11 protein-coding genes and 1 pseudogene are annotated in these 16,109 nt (G+C 60.9%); 6 read left to right on the top strand and 6 right to left on the bottom strand.

Going from position 1 to position 16,109, the window contains the following annotated elements:
- Positions 1–50 precede the first annotated feature (50 nt).
- The 4 genes and pseudogenes from FA87_RS08950 (at position 51) to FA87_RS08965 (ending at position 4,086) form a co-directional block, all read left to right on the top strand.
- Complete coding sequence (locus FA87_RS08950) at positions 51–941, top strand: alpha/beta hydrolase (protein WP_043693984.1); 891 nt, start codon at positions 51–53, stop codon at positions 939–941.
- A 208-nt stretch (positions 942–1,149) separates the two neighbouring features.
- A pseudogene (locus tag FA87_RS08955) lies at positions 1,150–1,938 on the top strand (tyrosine-type recombinase/integrase); the annotation flags it as partial.
- Positions 1,939–2,031: 93 nt separating this feature from the next.
- Positions 2,032–2,781, top strand: a complete 750-nt coding sequence (locus FA87_RS08960) for a phage Gp37/Gp68 family protein (RefSeq protein ID WP_036113276.1) — start codon at positions 2,032–2,034, stop codon at positions 2,779–2,781.
- Positions 2,782–2,799: 18 nt separating this feature from the next.
- A complete protein-coding gene (locus FA87_RS08965) occupies positions 2,800–4,086 on the top strand; it encodes a three-Cys-motif partner protein TcmP (RefSeq protein WP_036113272.1) in 1,287 nt (428 codons plus the stop codon).
- Between the two features lie 773 nt (positions 4,087–4,859).
- Here the strand turns inward: FA87_RS08965 and FA87_RS08975 are convergent.
- Genes FA87_RS08975 through FA87_RS08985 form a run of 3 tightly spaced genes read right to left on the bottom strand, consistent with a single transcriptional unit; the run spans position 4,860 to position 9,573 of the window.
- Entirely contained in the window at positions 4,860–7,289 is a 2,430-nt protein-coding gene (locus tag FA87_RS08975) for an AAA family ATPase (RefSeq protein WP_036113267.1), read from the bottom strand.
- Positions 7,286–7,861, bottom strand: coding sequence for a hypothetical protein (locus FA87_RS08980; protein WP_036113264.1), 576 nt, complete (start codon positions 7,859–7,861; stop codon positions 7,286–7,288). Before FA87_RS08980 ends, FA87_RS08975 begins: the two co-directional genes overlap by 4 nt.
- On the bottom strand, positions 7,858–9,573 hold the full coding sequence (locus FA87_RS08985) for an SIR2 family protein (RefSeq protein WP_036113261.1): 1,716 nt from the start codon (positions 9,571–9,573) through the stop codon (positions 7,858–7,860). The genes FA87_RS08980 and FA87_RS08985 overlap by 4 nt, the downstream gene beginning before the upstream one ends.
- 1,344 nt (positions 9,574–10,917) lie before the next feature.
- On the opposite strand from FA87_RS08985, the gene FA87_RS08995 reads away from it, so the two are divergent.
- Positions 10,918–11,922, top strand: coding sequence for a nuclear transport factor 2 family protein (locus tag FA87_RS08995; RefSeq protein WP_156128526.1), 1,005 nt, complete (start codon positions 10,918–10,920; stop codon positions 11,920–11,922).
- A 22-nt stretch (positions 11,923–11,944) separates the two neighbouring features.
- Here FA87_RS08995 and FA87_RS09000 read toward each other — a convergent pair whose 3' ends face one another.
- The gene (locus FA87_RS09000; RefSeq protein WP_197056453.1) at positions 11,945–12,289 is read right to left on the bottom strand and encodes a MerR family transcriptional regulator; all 345 of its coding nucleotides are present in this window, start codon (positions 12,287–12,289) and stop codon (positions 11,945–11,947) included.
- Between the two features lie 108 nt (positions 12,290–12,397).
- Here FA87_RS09000 and FA87_RS09005 point away from each other — a divergent pair, with 108 nt between their 5' ends.
- Positions 12,398–13,330 carry an alpha/beta hydrolase gene (locus FA87_RS09005; RefSeq protein WP_043693991.1) on the top strand — a complete coding sequence of 311 codons (933 nt, stop codon included), beginning with the start codon at positions 12,398–12,400 and terminating at the stop codon, positions 13,328–13,330.
- 55 nt (positions 13,331–13,385) lie between these two features.
- Here the strand turns inward: FA87_RS09005 and FA87_RS09010 are convergent, their stop codons facing one another.
- Together FA87_RS09010 and FA87_RS09015 are read right to left on the bottom strand one after the other, a co-directional pair.
- A complete protein-coding gene (locus FA87_RS09010; RefSeq protein ID WP_052191240.1) occupies positions 13,386–14,963 on the bottom strand; it encodes a Gfo/Idh/MocA family oxidoreductase in 1,578 nt (525 codons plus the stop codon).
- Positions 14,964–14,993: 30 nt separating this feature from the next.
- Positions 14,994–16,076: a LacI family DNA-binding transcriptional regulator gene (locus tag FA87_RS09015; protein WP_239709026.1), complete on the bottom strand. Its 1,083-nt coding sequence runs from the start codon at positions 16,074–16,076 to the stop codon at positions 14,994–14,996.
- Between the last annotated feature and the right edge of the window lie 33 nt (positions 16,077–16,109).

Genomic DNA, 16,109 nt, shown 5'->3' on the forward strand with positions numbered 1-16,109 from the left:
CGGTCCACCGCCGCGCGACGATGGCGCTTTCATCCGGCGAGGAACTCCAGATGCCATTGGTCGACACCGCAAAGCTTCGTATTCACTATGCCGAGGGTGGACCTCGGGACGGCCAAACCGTGCTGCTTCTTCACGGCTGGCCGGACGATGCCAGCGCGTGGAGCGGGGTCGTCCCGCATCTGGAAGCGGCAGGTTTGAGGTGGATTGCCCCGGACCTGCGGGGGTTTGGCAAAACGCAGTTTCGCGACGGCGCAACCATTCGCGATGGCTCGGGGGTCGCCATTGCTCAGGACGCGTTCGATCTCATGGACGCCCTGGGTATCGGCGCCTTCCATATTGTCGGCCACGATTGGGGCGGCCGCGCCACCTACCATATGGCGGCGATGGCGCCTGCGCGCCTCTTATCCGCCACCGTCATTGCCATCGGCTATTCACCTCGCGGGCGGTTCACCGTTCCGGCTTACCCACAATGTGCTCGCTGGTGGTATCAGTGGTTCATGACGGCGGAAGCGGGCGCGCAAGCGGTGCGCAACGATCCCATCGGCTTTGCCCGACGGCAATGGGACACGTGGGGGCCGACGGCGTGGATCACCGAAGACGCCTTCGCGGTGGCGGCACAAGCCTTTTCAAATCCGGACTGGGTCGCGATTACTCTTCACGGCTACCAGTCGCGCTGGGAACTCCGTCCAATGGACCCCGACTACGACGCGGCGCGCGCCATGGTCGATGCGACCGAAACGCTCGAGGTGCCGATGCTGTTCTTGCAGGGCGGCGCCGATGAATGCGACCCGCCCGAAGAGTCCGAAGGGCTCGAATCCTACTTCAGTGGCGGCTATCGACGTCAGGTGCTTTCTGGGGTGGGTCATTTCCCTGCGCGTGAAGCCCCCATGGAAGTGGCGCATCTCGTCTGTCAGCACATCCGCGGTCACGCGCACGGTTGATGACTGAGGAATGGAGAGGGTGGTCGCTTACGCGATTCACCCGGGCGCGGAGGACATGGCTGGGAGCCGTTGTGCTAAGTGGTTAATCGGCAGAGCGTGAGTTCCCAGCGTAGCGCCGTAACGGTTATTGAAAGTTCGCATAATGTATATTATGTCAAATTGCGAATTCATTCTCGCGGTGTCTTCATGGCTCCGTTGTCGTCACCTGTCCTTGGTGGCCGCTGGCCTCAAGGCTAAGCTGGGCCCTTGGGTACTTGCCACCGTCGGTCATCGGGTGGCGCTGCTGTCGACGGCGCACCGGCTCAAGCAGCTAATCAACCCGTGCGAGCAGTCGGCCATTCGCATGGTACTGAGCCGGGCCGCTCGGGCGGAAGTCAAGCGCGGCGAGCGACCGCGCAAGAAGACGGCGATCACTTTGGCTGAGTTGGAGTCGATGCTGGCGACTTGCGACGACAGCCTGGAATGCTTGTGCGACTGCGCCGTACTCTGCTTCGCCTTGTCCAGTGGCGGCCGGCGACGCAGCGAGGTAGCGGCGGCCGACCTGCGCGACCTACGCCGCATCGGCCCACAGGGATTCATCTACCGGCTAGAACACAGCACGACGCAACAAGCCGCATAACCGCGACGTCGCCCCCGGACAAGCCCGTCTTGGATCGCGCCGCCCAGGCCTGGAGGTTTGGTTGGTCACCGCCGGCATCACCGAGGGAGCGATTTTTCGGCGATTGTGGAAGCAGCCCGTCGGCCCCGCCCTCTCACCGGCCGCGGTGGGCGAGATCGTGCAGCGGCGCGCCAAGCTGGCGGGACTGGAAGGCAACTTTGGCGGCATAGTCTGCGCTCGGGGTTCGCGATCAAGGCGAGCCGCCAAGGGGTGCCATTGCAGGCAATCATGGCGATGACCGAGCACCGTGCGGTGTCTAGCGTGATGGGGTACTGCCAGACTCGAGGTGTCGCAGATAATCCCGCCGTGTACTTGCTTGATTCTGCAAACAACGGATAACGGGTCGTTGGCCGAGCGAGCGCTGACGTTTATTCTGTGGTCTCAGGCATTGCGACGCCAATTGGGCATAGTTCTCGAGGAGGGACACTTTTTGTGGCCACGACGTCAAAGATCGAATGGACCGAGCAGACGTGGAATCCGATTACGGGTTGCACCAAGTTATCGGCTGGCTGCAAGCATTGTTATGCGGAGACGCTCGCCCGCCGTCTTGAGGCCATGGGCACACCGGGCTACGAGAACGGTTTCGCGTTGACCTTGATGCCTCAACGCCTTGAGGAGCCACTGCGCCGCAAGAAGCCCACGATTTACTTTGTCAATTCCATGTCCGACCTATTCCATGAAAAGGTCCCAGATGACTATATCGAGCGCATCGTGGATGTCATGGCACGGACACCACATCACTCTTTTCAAGTGCTGACCAAGCGCGCTGCTCGAATGGCGCGCTTCTTCAAAGCACGCGCTGTGCCTGACAACGTTTGGCTAGGAGTATCGGTTGAAAATAGAAAGCATGGACTGCCTCGAATCGATCACTTACGCAGCATCAATGCGCGCATTCGGTTTTTGTCCATCGAGCCTCTGTTAGAGGATTTAGGTGCACTCAATCTCTCGGACATTCATTGGGTCATCGTCGGCGGCGAGTCAGGGCCCAAGGCACGTCCCATGGCTCCTGAGTGGGCCGAATCCGTGCGCGTCCAGTGCAAGAAGCAGAAAGTTGCCTTCTTCTTCAAGCAATGGGGTGGCTGGGGGGCGGACGGAATGCGGCGTGCAAAGTCCAAGAATGGCCGTCTTCTGAACGGTCGCACATGGGATGAAATGCCTGCTACGCTGCATTCTTGGGGATAATCAGGAGGATGACCTGTCATGGCAAAAGGGGGCTACGAGTGGTCGCTCGATGGAGCGTTGCCCGTTATAGAGGACCATAGTCGCGCCAAGCACGACGTGCTGCGAGCGTATTTGATCAACTACCTGCGAATTCTTGCGCAGCACCCGCGCAGTGAGGGGATTCGCGTCACTCTTGTTGACGGCTTTGCTGGCGGCGGCCGGTATCGCACGGAATCGGGCGAACAAGTGAGTGGCTCTCCGATAGTGCTGCTGGAGGCACTTCAAGAGGCGCGCGCACTAGTTGCTATGGACCGGAAGCAGCGCGGTATCCGTACGCCCTACGTCATTGACGCTCATGTCCATTTGGTCGAACAAAATCGATCGACATGTGCGTTTCTCCGGAAGCTGATAGCGGACAGCTCACTGACGAACTCATTAGATACGCGAGTCACGATTCATGGAAACGATTTTCATCGAGCGCTTCCAGGCATTCTGAAGGATATCCAGGATCGGCAGCGGCGCAACGGCCGGAGCGTTTTCATCCTCGACCAATACGGCTGGAGCCAAGTCAATCTCGACGCCGTCAAGCAAATTTTCACGGAACTTCCGTATGCAGAGGTGTTCCTCACCTGGATGATCGATAATCTGATCAATTTCCTGTCCGAGCAGATGATCGACAAACTCAATCCCGCGTTGCAACGCACAGGCCTGGGGAAAGCAATTACGGCGGAACAGCTGCTGGCGATCAAGCAGACAGGTGCCGGACATGACGGTGACCTCGCCTGGCGGCGTGCCATCCAGACGCTGATGACCGGTCAAATTCGTGCAAGTTCCGGTGCAGCGTTTAGCACGCCTTTCTACATCGTTCCTCGCAATAGCCGTCGTGGTTACTGGCTCCTGCATTTGGCTCGTCATTGGCGGGCTAACGAAGAAATGAAGCGCATCCACTGGGGAAGCAATAATCTCCACCACCCAGGCGGAGCTGGCTTCAATATGCTCGGGTACTTGGGAAACCACGGCCAGCTCGCTTTTGATAATCGATTCGACGAGCATGCCCATCAGGCCACGCGAGACGCTTTGCGCAGCGACATCCCCCAGCGGATGAGTCAGCTACATAGCCCAGTACGCTTTGGTGACTTGGTTCAAATGACCGCAAACGAGACTCCTGCGCGACTCGATCAACTCCAGGAGGCGGTGTTTGCTCTTTCGCGCGAGCGTCAGTTGATTGTCACCACACAGTCTGGCGCCACGCGTCGTGGCGCCCATAGCATTGCGAGTGAAGACCTCATTGAGCTTCCAACCCAGCTATGGCTTTTGCCGAACTAGAGGAGGTAAGCATGTTTTTCGCATTGACGAGCCGGGAAACACTGGTGTTGGTCTGCGCTAAATTATCGCCAGCTGACGGACGCAATCGACCACCGGGCGTACGCTCGTCGTTCCTAGCCTGCGTTGTGAAAGCTTGCCACTCACCTGCGTAGCCACGATCGTCCCAAGGCAATCTGCGCGCTTGTGGCCGCCGAAAAAAGTCCATCGGCACTTGGCTGGTGGAGCCTTGGGGTCAGCTCCGGCCCAAGCAGTAAGACTACACAATGATCGTCGCTAGATCGGCCGCCGCGCCCCATAGCTCGTTCAACGCACTGGATTTGTTTAACGAGCTGCCGCTTTGTGCCATAAATTTCGAGCATTTGCATGCGGTCCCCGAGGCCATAGACCTCAGGCAGCCCATCGGTGGCTAGTAGCTCACATGCTTTGCCTAGCAAGTCGATGCCATCGTACTTGTTGGCGACTACCGTCAGATCCTTCCATGCCAACGCTATGAGCCTCAGGACGTTCAAGGACGGGCCGTGCCACCTCCTGTCGAGTAAATTAAGCACCCCTCGAGTGCGTTGTGCTTGAGATGGATCTGCGAAGAGGTAGCCCAGATAACACGAGCTAACCGCCCTCCCCTGCGTCAGCGTTCGGCCAAAAGCAGCCGTTCGTTAAACTCACTGAGACCGGTCGTTTGATCACCGAAACGAGGCGGTTTAATCGTAAGCCAACAAACCTCTCAACCACGCGCCCGTTTCAGAGTTCGGGAAGTCTAGTGCGAGCGCAGATAGCTACGCTGCAATCGCCCGGTCTTGTTTCCAGTCTCTAACCGAAGTGTTCGCTACCGAGTCTCCATTGGCCGTACGCCCTAGCTCTACAGTGATCAATCGGTCCCCTTCGAACGCTGGGCTGAGCTCAAGGCAGAGGTAGTCAAATAGGGGTTTTTCGTGCACAGCAATGATCACCTGGCGTCCATGCTGCTTGGACAGTGTCCGCAACAGCGCAGCGAACTGCGAGATGTGAACCTCGTCCATGCTTTGCACCGGGTCGTCGATGATTAACCACGGCAGCTGCGGCTTCACAGACAGGTGTAGCGCAAGGAACAGCGTTAGTGCGGCCGTGTTGAGATTCCCGGCGCTGAGCATGGCCCTTGGATTCCCGCCCCTACTACCGTCTCGGTAGTGGGTTTCCAGCTTCGCTTCGACGTCGCCCTTCGTCGCCTTGGGCAAAGCGAAGGCGGGGATGAAAGGCTCGTCCGGTGCCAGGCGAACGAAGAGGTCTCGCCATGCCGCATTCAAGGAATCGTTGAACACTTGTCCAACAACACGGGAACGCTCGACCTGAGCGAGCTTGAGAAGCTCGCGGGCTTGTTCCATCGCGCGCTCCCCCGCTTCCTTCGCCGCATTCAGGCCTCGATGAGCAGTTCTGCGCTTCTGCTGCTGTAGCTTGATGGCTTCAATATTTTTCTGCTTCAAAAGCAGTTCCCTCAGCGCCGCCTCGCCATCGCGGCGAGCCGACTCTTTTGCCGTCAACCGCGCCAGCCGAGCAGTGACTTCAGCCAAGAACCGCTGCAGCGCCGCTTGCAGAGACTCGCTGGCCCCAATGGAATCCATGCAGAGCACAGTGGCAAACCGGCCAGCAGAGTCACGAATTGCTGCCGATTGCTGATCGCCGGCGCGAGCCGATACCAGGGCTTGCGCGGCGTTGGCAGCTTGCCCAAACAGGGTTTCGCCAGCCTTGGCTTCCACTTCCAGGGCAGACAAAGCCTGCAAGGCCTGCTTAAGGGTTGCAAGCCTTTGGCCGTATTCCGCTCTCGCTTCGGCTGTGAGTACTTGTGCTTGAGCGCTACCGATATCTCTATCTCTGTCCGCGACGGCGTTCACCGTGTTCGCGCGGTCCTGCGACAACGCCGAGAGAAGGCCCGCCGACTGGGTCAGGGACGCAATCCGTGCGGTGAGATGACCCAGCAACGGCGACGATGAAACCTCACCGAAGTCCCGACTACAGACAGGGCATTCTTCCGTGTGCACATGGGGAACCAAGGCAGACAGCGCCTGCGCAAGCTGGCCTGCCTCGCGCGAATGCTGCACGATCTGCTTGTCGATCTCTTCCAGCCGCCTAGTGAGGCCTTGCCGGTCCGTCCGAAGGGTTGAAACCTGCTTTTGTGCAGCTTGATCCGTGTCCTGAACCTGCTGGCATCTCGTCACCTCAGCGGCAATGGCTCGATGGGCATAGGCGAGGGCGTATTCGGGGCGATTTTGAATGGGCGATGGCAGATCAGAGAAGTAGCCACCGAGCCTATCGAACAGCTCCGTCATGCGCTTGCCACTGGTGTCCATCCAGCCACGCAGTGCCGCGTCGGCGGCACTGGCGGCCGTTTCGACGGCCTCGCGCTTGTCGGCAGAAATGACGGATACCACCCTCTGGCTCTGCGAGATCGTGTCATTGAGCTCCCGCCTGAGCTGCGTCAGGCGTTGTAGCTCAGGTTCCTGCGACTGGTCCTTCAACAGGTCAAGTATCGCCTGTGCCGAGAGGCCGGCAACTTCTGGCCAGTGTGGTGCAAGTCGTTGACCCGCCGTCTGCGTGAGCTGCGCCGCCTGGCCCTCGGCGGCAGTGAGTTCTTCAGCCAGGCGGCTCAATTCGTCATCCAAACTCGGGAGCTGCTCGCGCATGTCCCAGAAACTTACGGCATGGCCGCGGAGCCGGCGAACGTCACCGGCATTGTGCAGGCCGTCAATGAGCGCTTCTAGCGCATCCAGCCCCAGCAACTCCTTGACGAATCGCGTCAGCGCCGAACCATTTACCGCCTTGTCCTCGTAGAACTCCAGTAGTCTCGTCAGCGTAGATTGCGCCAGGTAGCAGCGCTCCGAGAAGTGCTTGGTCAGCAGGGGACCCAGCGCCGGCTTGCCACCGAGCTCGTGGCCATGGATGTCGAAATGACCTGCCGGAAAGTCGACACCAAGCCCGTGGACGCCGATCGACACCGATGCCTTCATGGACGCCGCCTCCTTGTGGACCAGATGCTCACGAAGCCGCGGATCCAGCCGAGATAGCGACGCCAGATTGCCAGTCAGGCCAAGTTCCATTGCCGTCAATAAGCTGGTCTTACCAGCGCCATTACGGCCATGGATCAGCACAACAGGGCTATCCATCGGGATCGTGACGCTCCCACGAATACTGCGGAAGTCGGTAGCCGTGATTGACGTGATGCGCGGCGTCATATTGTCTTCTCTTTGGCTTGGACGGCAGCGGCGTCGATGATCGAGTACAGCTCCTTACTGACGGCGCCCTCCCCCAGCGATGCAATATCGATCAATTTCCTGGTGGTTTCGTCCAGGTTTTGCGCGGCGGCGTGGATGCGGGCTAGGGAGTTGCCCACCGCGGACTCAGGCTGTGGCAACGACAGAGGCAGCAGCACAGCCAGCCAGTTCTTGAGGAGTTCGTCGCCGTCGTCACCGCTGATGTTGCCGGTGGGAAGGACCCGGCAGACCCGTCCTAGAGATTCTAGCGCAGCACCACTGGGGCGTGGGCCTGTCACCACCAAGGTGAGCGACCGTGTGGAGGACGCGATGTCCAGCGCGCGCGCCACGCCGTCGACCTTGCGGATCAGCTGCGTCTCGCTCTCGCTGGCGATGTCGGCGACGAGGATGAGTTCGGCTGAGTTCTTCGCTTTCACGAACGCGGCCGGAAACTGAAACTTCAGCTCGCCAACCTGGAGTCCGTTGGCGATCCGCTGGTACCCAGCATTCTCAAGCGCCACCGTGACCCGGCCAATAGGGGTTGAATCAGTCATAGCGCGAGCTCCTGTCGGAATGCTTCATAGAGCTCGTCAGCGGTGGCGTAGGTTTGCAGCAAGGCAGATATGCTGACTTCGCGCGCTTTCGGCAGCCCAGTTCGCCCCGATGCTCCCCTCGGGGATCGTGTCATTGGTATTACCAGCTTCTGAGACTGGATCAACAGGGGGCTATCTGCCTCGATCAGGTGGCCCTCGCTCCGGAGCAGCGCGGCGCCTGCCGCGCTGGCCGTAAGGTACACCTTGGTGCGAGCCGTCGCTACACCTTTTCCGGTGACTGCCAGCACACCAGATTCCCTGTCCAGAGTCTCCGGTTCCACTGTCCAGTCATAGCGGTTCAAGCCCATCCCCACCAGGCCAAGCGCAACGGCTGCCTCGCGCAACCCGAGGGCCCCCAGGGCGGGATTGCCTGAGAGGGCCGCCACAACGTCATTCGTGATCGGCTCAAACCTGACATTGGGGCGTTCGATTTGGCCGTCGCGCAGCAACTTGCAGGCACGGCCGAACCGGTCAAGGAGAGCATCGATGAAATCGAGGTCCGGCAACGCTGCATCTGCCAGGTGGTTGCGAAGCACCGCAATGCCGTCGCAAAGGTGTTGACGTTCTGCCGGCGGAAGCAGGCCGGGCGCGAGAAGGGCCAACGCCTGCAGCTTTCTAGACCACACATCCAGCAGCAGCGCGACAAGTAACCGCTTTGCGTACGCTTGGATGCGCGCCGCCTCAAAGACCGCCTTCAGGTTTGCTGGGGTGATTTGTTCGCGGTAGACGTTCTTCAGGAGCGATCGCTGGTCCATGCCCAGCTCTTGCTCCGAGAACACGTAGCTCGGAGGAGGTTCACCAAGCTGCCACGTCAACTCGTTGGCCGCCTTATTAAAGATCCCTTGAATATTGGCGTCCTGGGCCGAGAGGCCCAGCATCAGTGTGCGCTTGCTGCCGACGATATGCGTCAATGCTGTCACGAGCCCCTGGTTGTCCGCCTGGGTGCAAAACGCGGCGACCTGATCGTGTGACGCCACCAACCATTGGCGGTACTGGCCCGGGTCACCTTGAGCTTTGACAGCACAGCCATGGAACTTGATCAGGCGGGTCTTATTGCGGGGCAGTTGAAGGTCGGCGGGACGTGCGACAACCGTCGGACTCAGCGCTACATTGCCGTCTGTCAGGGTAGACACGGCTCTCTCGATCAGCGGGTCCCAGTTGGCTGAAAGCATCTCAGGCGCTGCGCCCTCCAAACTTAAGGCCGCGAGGCAGAGATGCTCCACGTCAGGGATCATCGCAGGGTCTGCGAATGTGGCGCCGACGTCTATGACGTTCCACAAGAGATAGTCCATGTCCTCACCATCGACGGTGAGCCCGAGCAGCTTGGAATAGTTATTGACCAGGCGCTTAGCGATGGCGTCCCGATCCGGCCAAGCGGCAAAGGGCTCATCGAACTTTGAGCGCGTCAGCTCGTCCGCTGAGGCGCTGGCAAGGGTGAGAATCTCTCGCAACGTAATGGTGAACTTGCAGTTGGGATCTGCATGATCAATACGCGAGCGTACGAACTCGACGACTTTGCCGACGAGGACGAGCAGACTGGGCGCGCGTCCGAATGATATGCCGGAACCCAACCAGAATGCGTAAAGCCCGTTTGACACGCCGGCAGCGAAGGGCTCGAACGAGCCATCAAGCAGCTTGAGCGTGTCCCGCACACTGATGTCAAATGCGGCCATGAGAGACCTCCCCTATCCCTGTTTTAATCTCGTTGTAGAGCGCTTGAATGGTACTAAACGCGCGTTTAACGCGGTAGAGGTCGTTTACTAACCATGCCGCAGAAGCGCACGCGGCGGGTTACTTGGTCGATCGCATTTGCGTGTTGCTTGGCCCGAAACTTGGTCAGAGTGCACTTTTTAATGACGGCTTTGGGTTGGAAGCGGACCTCACTCAGAAGCTCTTCAGCTAACCATCGAAATACTCACGCTGCGCTGCAACGGTTGTCGGCTGAACGTTGGGCCCTGTATCAAAGATACGCACTAGGTCCTGCATTCTGCCTCGCTGGCCGAGGGTGAGCTTATGAGCCTCCGCCCCACCTCCCATATCCCTGGCCATGCCTGATGGGAACACATTGAGGCCCGCCCCATAGCAGTTGGCAGTATCCTCTCTTCCGCTAAGGTCTGACGGACTGCACGGTCGATCCCCAATCAGGCATACACCCTCGTAGTCGAGCTGCACGAGGCAAATATCATCGTCCGAGTCTTATTGAGGATAGCCTTGCCGCCTCGAGCGCCATCTTGGATCCCGAGTTTAATCCGTTCCATCTCCTCCCCTTTTTGGTCCGCTAAGGGTCGAAGACGGACCTATCCTGACTTTGGCAGGTGATCTGTTCATACCCCCCGATAACCAGCCCTAATCGAACTGCAGCAATCAGTATTTAGTGACGCGAGTTTGGTGCTGGCCTAAGGGTTCCATCGCTCAGGATTCAATTGTCCCAAGTTTTTACAGGTTACCCGCGTCACTTAAGCCACGCCATGCCGTCGCGTTCGAGCTCTTTGCGCAGGCGTCCAAGCCGATGGACGGCGACCAAGTGACACCTCGCTGCAGCGTCCCGGGATCAGTCTCCTGCATCACCCACGAAATGCCGCTCGGGGCCAGTTACTCCGGAAAATCAGGCAAGGTCAGAGGGGCAGTGATCCACACCGCTCCCTGACGCCACGATGGAGTACCGTCTTGGCGCGCCGCTTCCCATGGGCTGGCTCGCCACGGCGGAGTGTCTTCGCGGCGTACCCGATACAGCGACACAGTCCCCGGACCTTGCCGGAGAAATTGACCGACTACCATACTCATTCCGCTCTCCAGGTGGCTCGAGCAGTGCAAATCAACGCGTGCGCTTCGTAGTCACCGCGCCGTCACCGGTACGGCCACGGTAGGCATCCGAATAGATGCCATTCCATGGTTACGGGGGGCTCATGCTGCCTCCATCAGGGCAATGCTCGCATCGCCAAGGGATCGGATCGCCCCGGCCTGCTCAGTTAAAAGTGCCCCGGAACTCGTCGGCGGCATCCGAGCGGGTGTTGAATTTGACCATCACCCCGCCCGGCGCGCGCAGGAAGAAGCGCGATCCGCGATCATTGTTGAAGATCTCGGTTTCGGCATCGAAACCATTAGCGGCCAGCTGGTCGCGTATCGTCGATGCCGCGGGGGAACGCGGCGAAACCGACGAAGTGCGTCTGCCATTAGTGCGATCAAAAACGAAGTCGCTCATCTTCAGCAACGCTCGACCCTACTCCACGTTGTCACCGGCACACGCCGCACTTAATCTCCCGCCACGACCCCAACATCACGTGTGGAAAGCGATGAATCGTGGCTCCAGGATATCCCTTGCTCTCTGCATCGCGCTCACCAGCGCCGCTCACGCCCAGTCGCTTCCGCCGGATCCCCAGATTGTCAAGACACTGCGTCACAACGACGAGCTGCTTCTCGAAGCTGTCCACCGGGGCGATCGGGAGACATGGCGCCGGTTGACGACGTCCGACTTCATGTACGTCGAAGAGGGTCACGTCTCGCGTCGCGCCGAGTTCCTGAGTGAGCTCGCCGAAGATGGCTACAAGGCGCTGATCATCGTGGATTACGAAGCCCAGCAGATCGGCGATACGGTGCAGGTCTTCCATCGCGACGATGTTCCACAGAGGGCGGGCAAGCAGTCGACGAAGGACTCGCATCTGTTGATGACCGAGACCTGGCAACGCGTCGACGGAGAATGGCGGCTGCGCCTCGTGCATACCGATCGGATACGCCGGAATCCTCCGGCAATCGCGCTTAACCCGCAGGATATCGATCCATGGGTCGGGACGTATCGGAACGGCGACGCGACATACCGGATTGAACGGCATGGCCTGAAAATCTCAGGGCAACGCTCCGGCAAGCAACCCGAGATCCTCGAGGCCGAAGCCCGCGACGTGCTGTTCCAGCCAGACAACCTCTACGTCCGAAAGGTCGTGCAACGTGATGCAGGAGGTAAGGTCACCGGCTTCGTGGACCGTGACGAGAATTCCGATCGGCTCTGGACGCGCGTCGACCGGTAATCTTCGTGAGGCCTCCGGCGCGCTAGACACCTTCGGACAGCATCCCGCGCAGTTCGGCCCGTCGCCGCTCCAGTTCTGCGATCTGGCGCTCGATGGAAGCGAGCCGCCGGCGTTGCACGTCACTGGTTTCCGGACAGGCCGCGGCACCTTCGATCATGCGCATGCAGTCCGGAAATCCGCGAATCTCGGCCAGACTGAATCCCGCGGCGATCAGGCGCTGGATCTGCCGGACCTGGGTCACGGCAGCCCGGGAAAACAGGCGGTAGCCATTCAGCGCACGAGCGGAGGTCAGGAGCCCGTTGTCATCGTAATGTCGGATCGAACGCAAGCTTGCGCCGCTTTCCTTCGCGAGCGCGCCGATGGTCATTTCTGCCGGTGGCTTAGACATGGAAGGCGACACCTTTTTTCGCTTGACAGTCACATCAGTGTGAGGGTTCAGACTGAGCTTGTCCAACCGACCCAGGAGTCATCATTTATGTGTCTGTCGAGGTTCTATCGCGCGTTCGGTGCGCTGCTGATCGTCTTTGCGATGCTGGCGGGGTCGCCGGCGGCGCATGCGGAAAACAAGGCGTACACCGTCGCCGCCTCCGATGGCGTCGTGCTCGCCGTGCAGGAAACCGGCGATCCTGCCGGTCCTCCGGTCGTCCTGATCCATGGCCTGCTCGGAAGCCGGCTCAACTGGGAAAAGCAGTTGCAGGATCCTCGCCTGCGCCATTACCGGCTGATCACGTATGACCTGCGCGGGCACGGCCTGTCCGGCAAGCCCACGGATCCCGACGCCTACCGCGATGGACGGCGCTGGGCCGATGACCTGGCTGCGGTCATCGAAACGACAGGGGCACATAAACCTGTGCTCGTGGGGTGGTCGTTAGGCGGTGCGGTCATTTCGAATTATCTGGCGACCCATGGCGACGGCGACGTCACCGGCGCGATCTATGTCGACGGCGTGATCGAGTTGAAGCCCGACCAGATCACGGCCCACCCGGAGGTTTATCGCGACATGACCTCCACCGACCTGAAGACCCACCTGGACGGGGAACGCGCCTTCCTCAGGCTGTGCTTCCATGACGAACCTGACGCGACCACGTTCTCGCGCCTGTTGGCGAATGCGGCGCTCGCTTCCTGGGAGATGCAGCGCGCCGTGCCATCGATGACGGTCGATGCGGCCGAAGGACTGAGCAAGGCAAAGATCCCGCTGCTGCTGATCTATGGCGAACACGATGCCCTGGTCATGCCGGCGCCGAGCATCGCGAGGGCGAAAGGCATCAACCCGCGGATTCAGAGCAAGCTCTACGCCGCATCCGGCCACGCACCGTTCCTTGAGGAGCCCGAGCGCTTCAATCGCGATCTGTCGGCCTTTGTTCGCGCGGTCACACTGCCTCGCGCGCAGACCCAAGGGCACAACTGATGCCGGACCGCGGCTCCGGCATGACCAGCCCCGCAGATCGGAAGAACGAGCGCCTTTACAACGACCACCCTGCCCGGTAATCCCGCCGCAGGTACTGATTCGCCTCCGCCATGTTGGTGACCCGCATATTCTGCGCATCGTATTCGATGCGCCCACCCGCTCGCAGCGACACGACGCCCAGCAACATCACCTCCGTCAGCCGCGCGGCGTAGTCAAAGGGCGACGTCGTCTCCCCCTTGCCCTTGCAGGCATCCACCCAGTTCATTTCGTGCGAGGTTTCGATGCGGGCGAACTTCCGCGGCGGCGTACCCACCGACTCCTGCAGCGAGTGCGGTAGCAGGCGCGGGTTGTCGCCATAGGTTTCGTGCACCAGCTTGCCCTTGTCACCCACGTACAGCACGCCACCATCGTGCATCTGCCCTGCCCCCAGCGCCTCGAGCCCCGGCGGCAGCAGCGCGCCGTCGTACCACGTGAGCCGGACGGGCGGCTTGTCGCCGCGAGCCGGGAAGTCGTAGTACGTCATCGTCGCGGTGGGGTACGACTCGTGGTTGAAAGGAGTCGAGACCGTTTCCACCGAGGTCGGGAAGCCGAGGTCGAGCGACCAGAACGGCGAATCGATCAGGTGCGCGCCCATGTCGCCGATCGCACCCACGCCCCAGTCCGTCCAGCCGCGCCAGTTGAATGGGTGATAGAGCGGGTGGTACTCGATGACGGGGCCCGGGCCCAGAAACAGGTCCCACTCCAGGCCTTTCGGCATGGGATAGTTGCCGGCCATGGCATTGGCAAGGCGGCTGTTCACCGCATCCATGTCCCAGCTTGCGTCGTCGGGCTTCGGTACGGCGCGCGGACGTGGCACGCCCTGAGGCCAGTAGCCGAGCGGCCGGTTCGTCCATGCGTGCACCTCGCGCACCTCGCCGATCGCGCCGGCGTCGATGTATTCGTGGATCAGGCGGGTGTCGTCGGTGGAATGGCCCTGATTGCCCATCTGCGTGACGATCTTCGGGTTTTCCCGCGCTTTGCGTGCCATTTCACGGGCTTCGAAGATGGACCAGGTGAGCGGCTTCTGTACGTAGACGTGTTTGCCCAGGCTCATGGCCGCGCTGGCGATCACCGCGTGCAGGTGATCGGGTGTGGCGATGACCACCGCGTCGATATCCTTCTGCTGCTCGAGCATCTTGCGGTAATCGGTGTAGCGCTTGATGGAATCGAACTTGCCGGACAGCAGCTTCGTCTGCGCGATCCGGTCCTCCAGTTCCTTGCGCCTGGCAGCGGTCGGCGCCCTGGCAAGCCGGGCCTGGAGTTCGCCAACCCCGGCGAACATCTTGCGGAAGGATGTATCCGTATAGCCCCAGTCGACGTCGCACAGGGCGACGATGTTTTCGCTGGCCAGGGCGCGCATGTTGGCGGCGCCCATCCCACCGACGCCGATGCCTGCGATATTCAGCCGGTCGCTGGGTGCGGTATGACGAGGACCGCCGAGGACATGGCGGGGCAGGATCAGCAGCCCGGTGGCCGCCATGGCGGTGCCGGCGATGAAGCTGCGGCGTGAACTGTTGACGCTGCCCGGATGGCCCCCGCTAGTCTCGGCGGTGCGGGTGGGCTGCGCTTTCTCGATCTTCGGTTCGTCAGTCATGGAGAATGATCGCCTCTTGCAGTGCAACGATTACCGGTCCCGACGAGGACCCGTGGAGCCACGGACAACCAGATCGGCTGACAGCACGCGCTTGCGCGGAGGCACCTGGGGATCGTTGAGGATTTCGATGAGCATGGTCATGGCTTCGCGGCCCAACGCGTTCTTCGGCTGGGACACGGTGGTCAGCGGGGGTGACGTGTAGCGGGAGAAACGTATGTCGTCGAAACCGACGACCGAGACGTCCTCCGGAATGCGCAGGCCTGCGGCGGTCAGCGCGCGCATTGCGCCGATGGCCATTTCGTCATTCGAGCAGAACACGGCGCTGAAGGACCGGCCCTGCGACAGGAACATCTCGACGGCGCGCTCCCCCGCTTCGATGGAGAAGTCGCCGATGGCGGTCAGCGCCGGATCCGCAACGATCTTCGCCCGCTTCAGAGCGAGGTGGTAGCCCTCTTCGCGGTCGACGCAGATGGGGCTGGAGCCGGGGCCGGCGATGAACGCGATATCGCGATGGCCCAGTGTCACGAGGTACTCGACGGCCGCGGCGGCCGCGCCGACGTTGTCCACGTAAACGCTGGAAATGGCGCTGTCCTTGACGTACTCGCACGCGTTGACGAGCGGCAGACGCCCGTCCATCGGAATGGCGGGCACGCGATGGAACATGGTGATGATGCCGTCCGCCTGGCGCGCCGCGACCATGTCGGCATACGCCTGTTCCCGCACCAGGCTGCTCTGCGTCTCACCGAGGAGTACGGAGTATCCCTTCTCGTACGCCACCTGCTCGATACCGCGGATCACTTCCGAGAAGAACGGGTTGGCGATGTCCGGGAGCAACGCGATGATCAGGCGTGTCCGGGCCGTGCGCAGGTTGCGCGCAAGAGCGTTCGGTGTATATCCGAGCCGCCTGACCACCTCGTGGATGCGCAGCCTCGTCTCTTCGCTGACCAACTCGGGACGCTGTAGCGCGCGAGAGACAGTTGCAACGGAAACTTCCGCGATGGCCGCGATCTCCTTCACCGTACGCACGCGTGCAGGACGCGGCGCAACATCGGCGAGCGCCTCCTTGGCCGGAGCGGCCCGTTTTCCTTTCCGCTTTGTTTCATCGGCACTCACGCGCTGATCATCCTTCTGCACAGCCTTTTCGAA

Source organism: Luteibacter sp. 9133, from assembly GCF_000800155.1.
In the GTDB taxonomy this organism is placed as follows: Bacteria; Pseudomonadota; Gammaproteobacteria; order Xanthomonadales; family Rhodanobacteraceae; genus Luteibacter; species Luteibacter mycovicinus.

Excerpts from the sequence above, each read along its gene's own strand:
- FA87_RS08950 (WP_043693984.1), top strand. The coding sequence starts at position 51 with ATGCCATTGGTCGACACCGCAAAGCTTCGTATTCACTATGCCGAGGGT.
- FA87_RS08965 (WP_036113272.1), top strand. The coding sequence starts at position 2,800 with ATGGCAAAAGGGGGCTACGAGTGGTCGCTCGATGGAGCGTTGCCCGTT.
- FA87_RS08975 (WP_036113267.1), bottom strand. The coding sequence starts at position 7,289 with ATGACGCCGCGCATCACGTCAATCACGGCTACCGACTTCCGCAGTATT.
- FA87_RS08980 (WP_036113264.1), bottom strand. The coding sequence starts at position 7,861 with ATGACTGATTCAACCCCTATTGGCCGGGTCACGGTGGCGCTTGAGAAT.
- FA87_RS08985 (WP_036113261.1), bottom strand. The coding sequence starts at position 9,573 with ATGGCCGCATTTGACATCAGTGTGCGGGACACGCTCAAGCTGCTTGAT.
- FA87_RS09000 (WP_197056453.1), bottom strand. The coding sequence starts at position 12,289 with ATGACCATCGGCGCGCTCGCGAAGGAAAGCGGCGCAAGCTTGCGTTCG.
- FA87_RS09005 (WP_043693991.1), top strand. The coding sequence starts at position 12,398 with ATGTGTCTGTCGAGGTTCTATCGCGCGTTCGGTGCGCTGCTGATCGTC.
- FA87_RS09010 (WP_052191240.1), bottom strand. The coding sequence starts at position 14,963 with ATGACTGACGAACCGAAGATCGAGAAAGCGCAGCCCACCCGCACCGCC.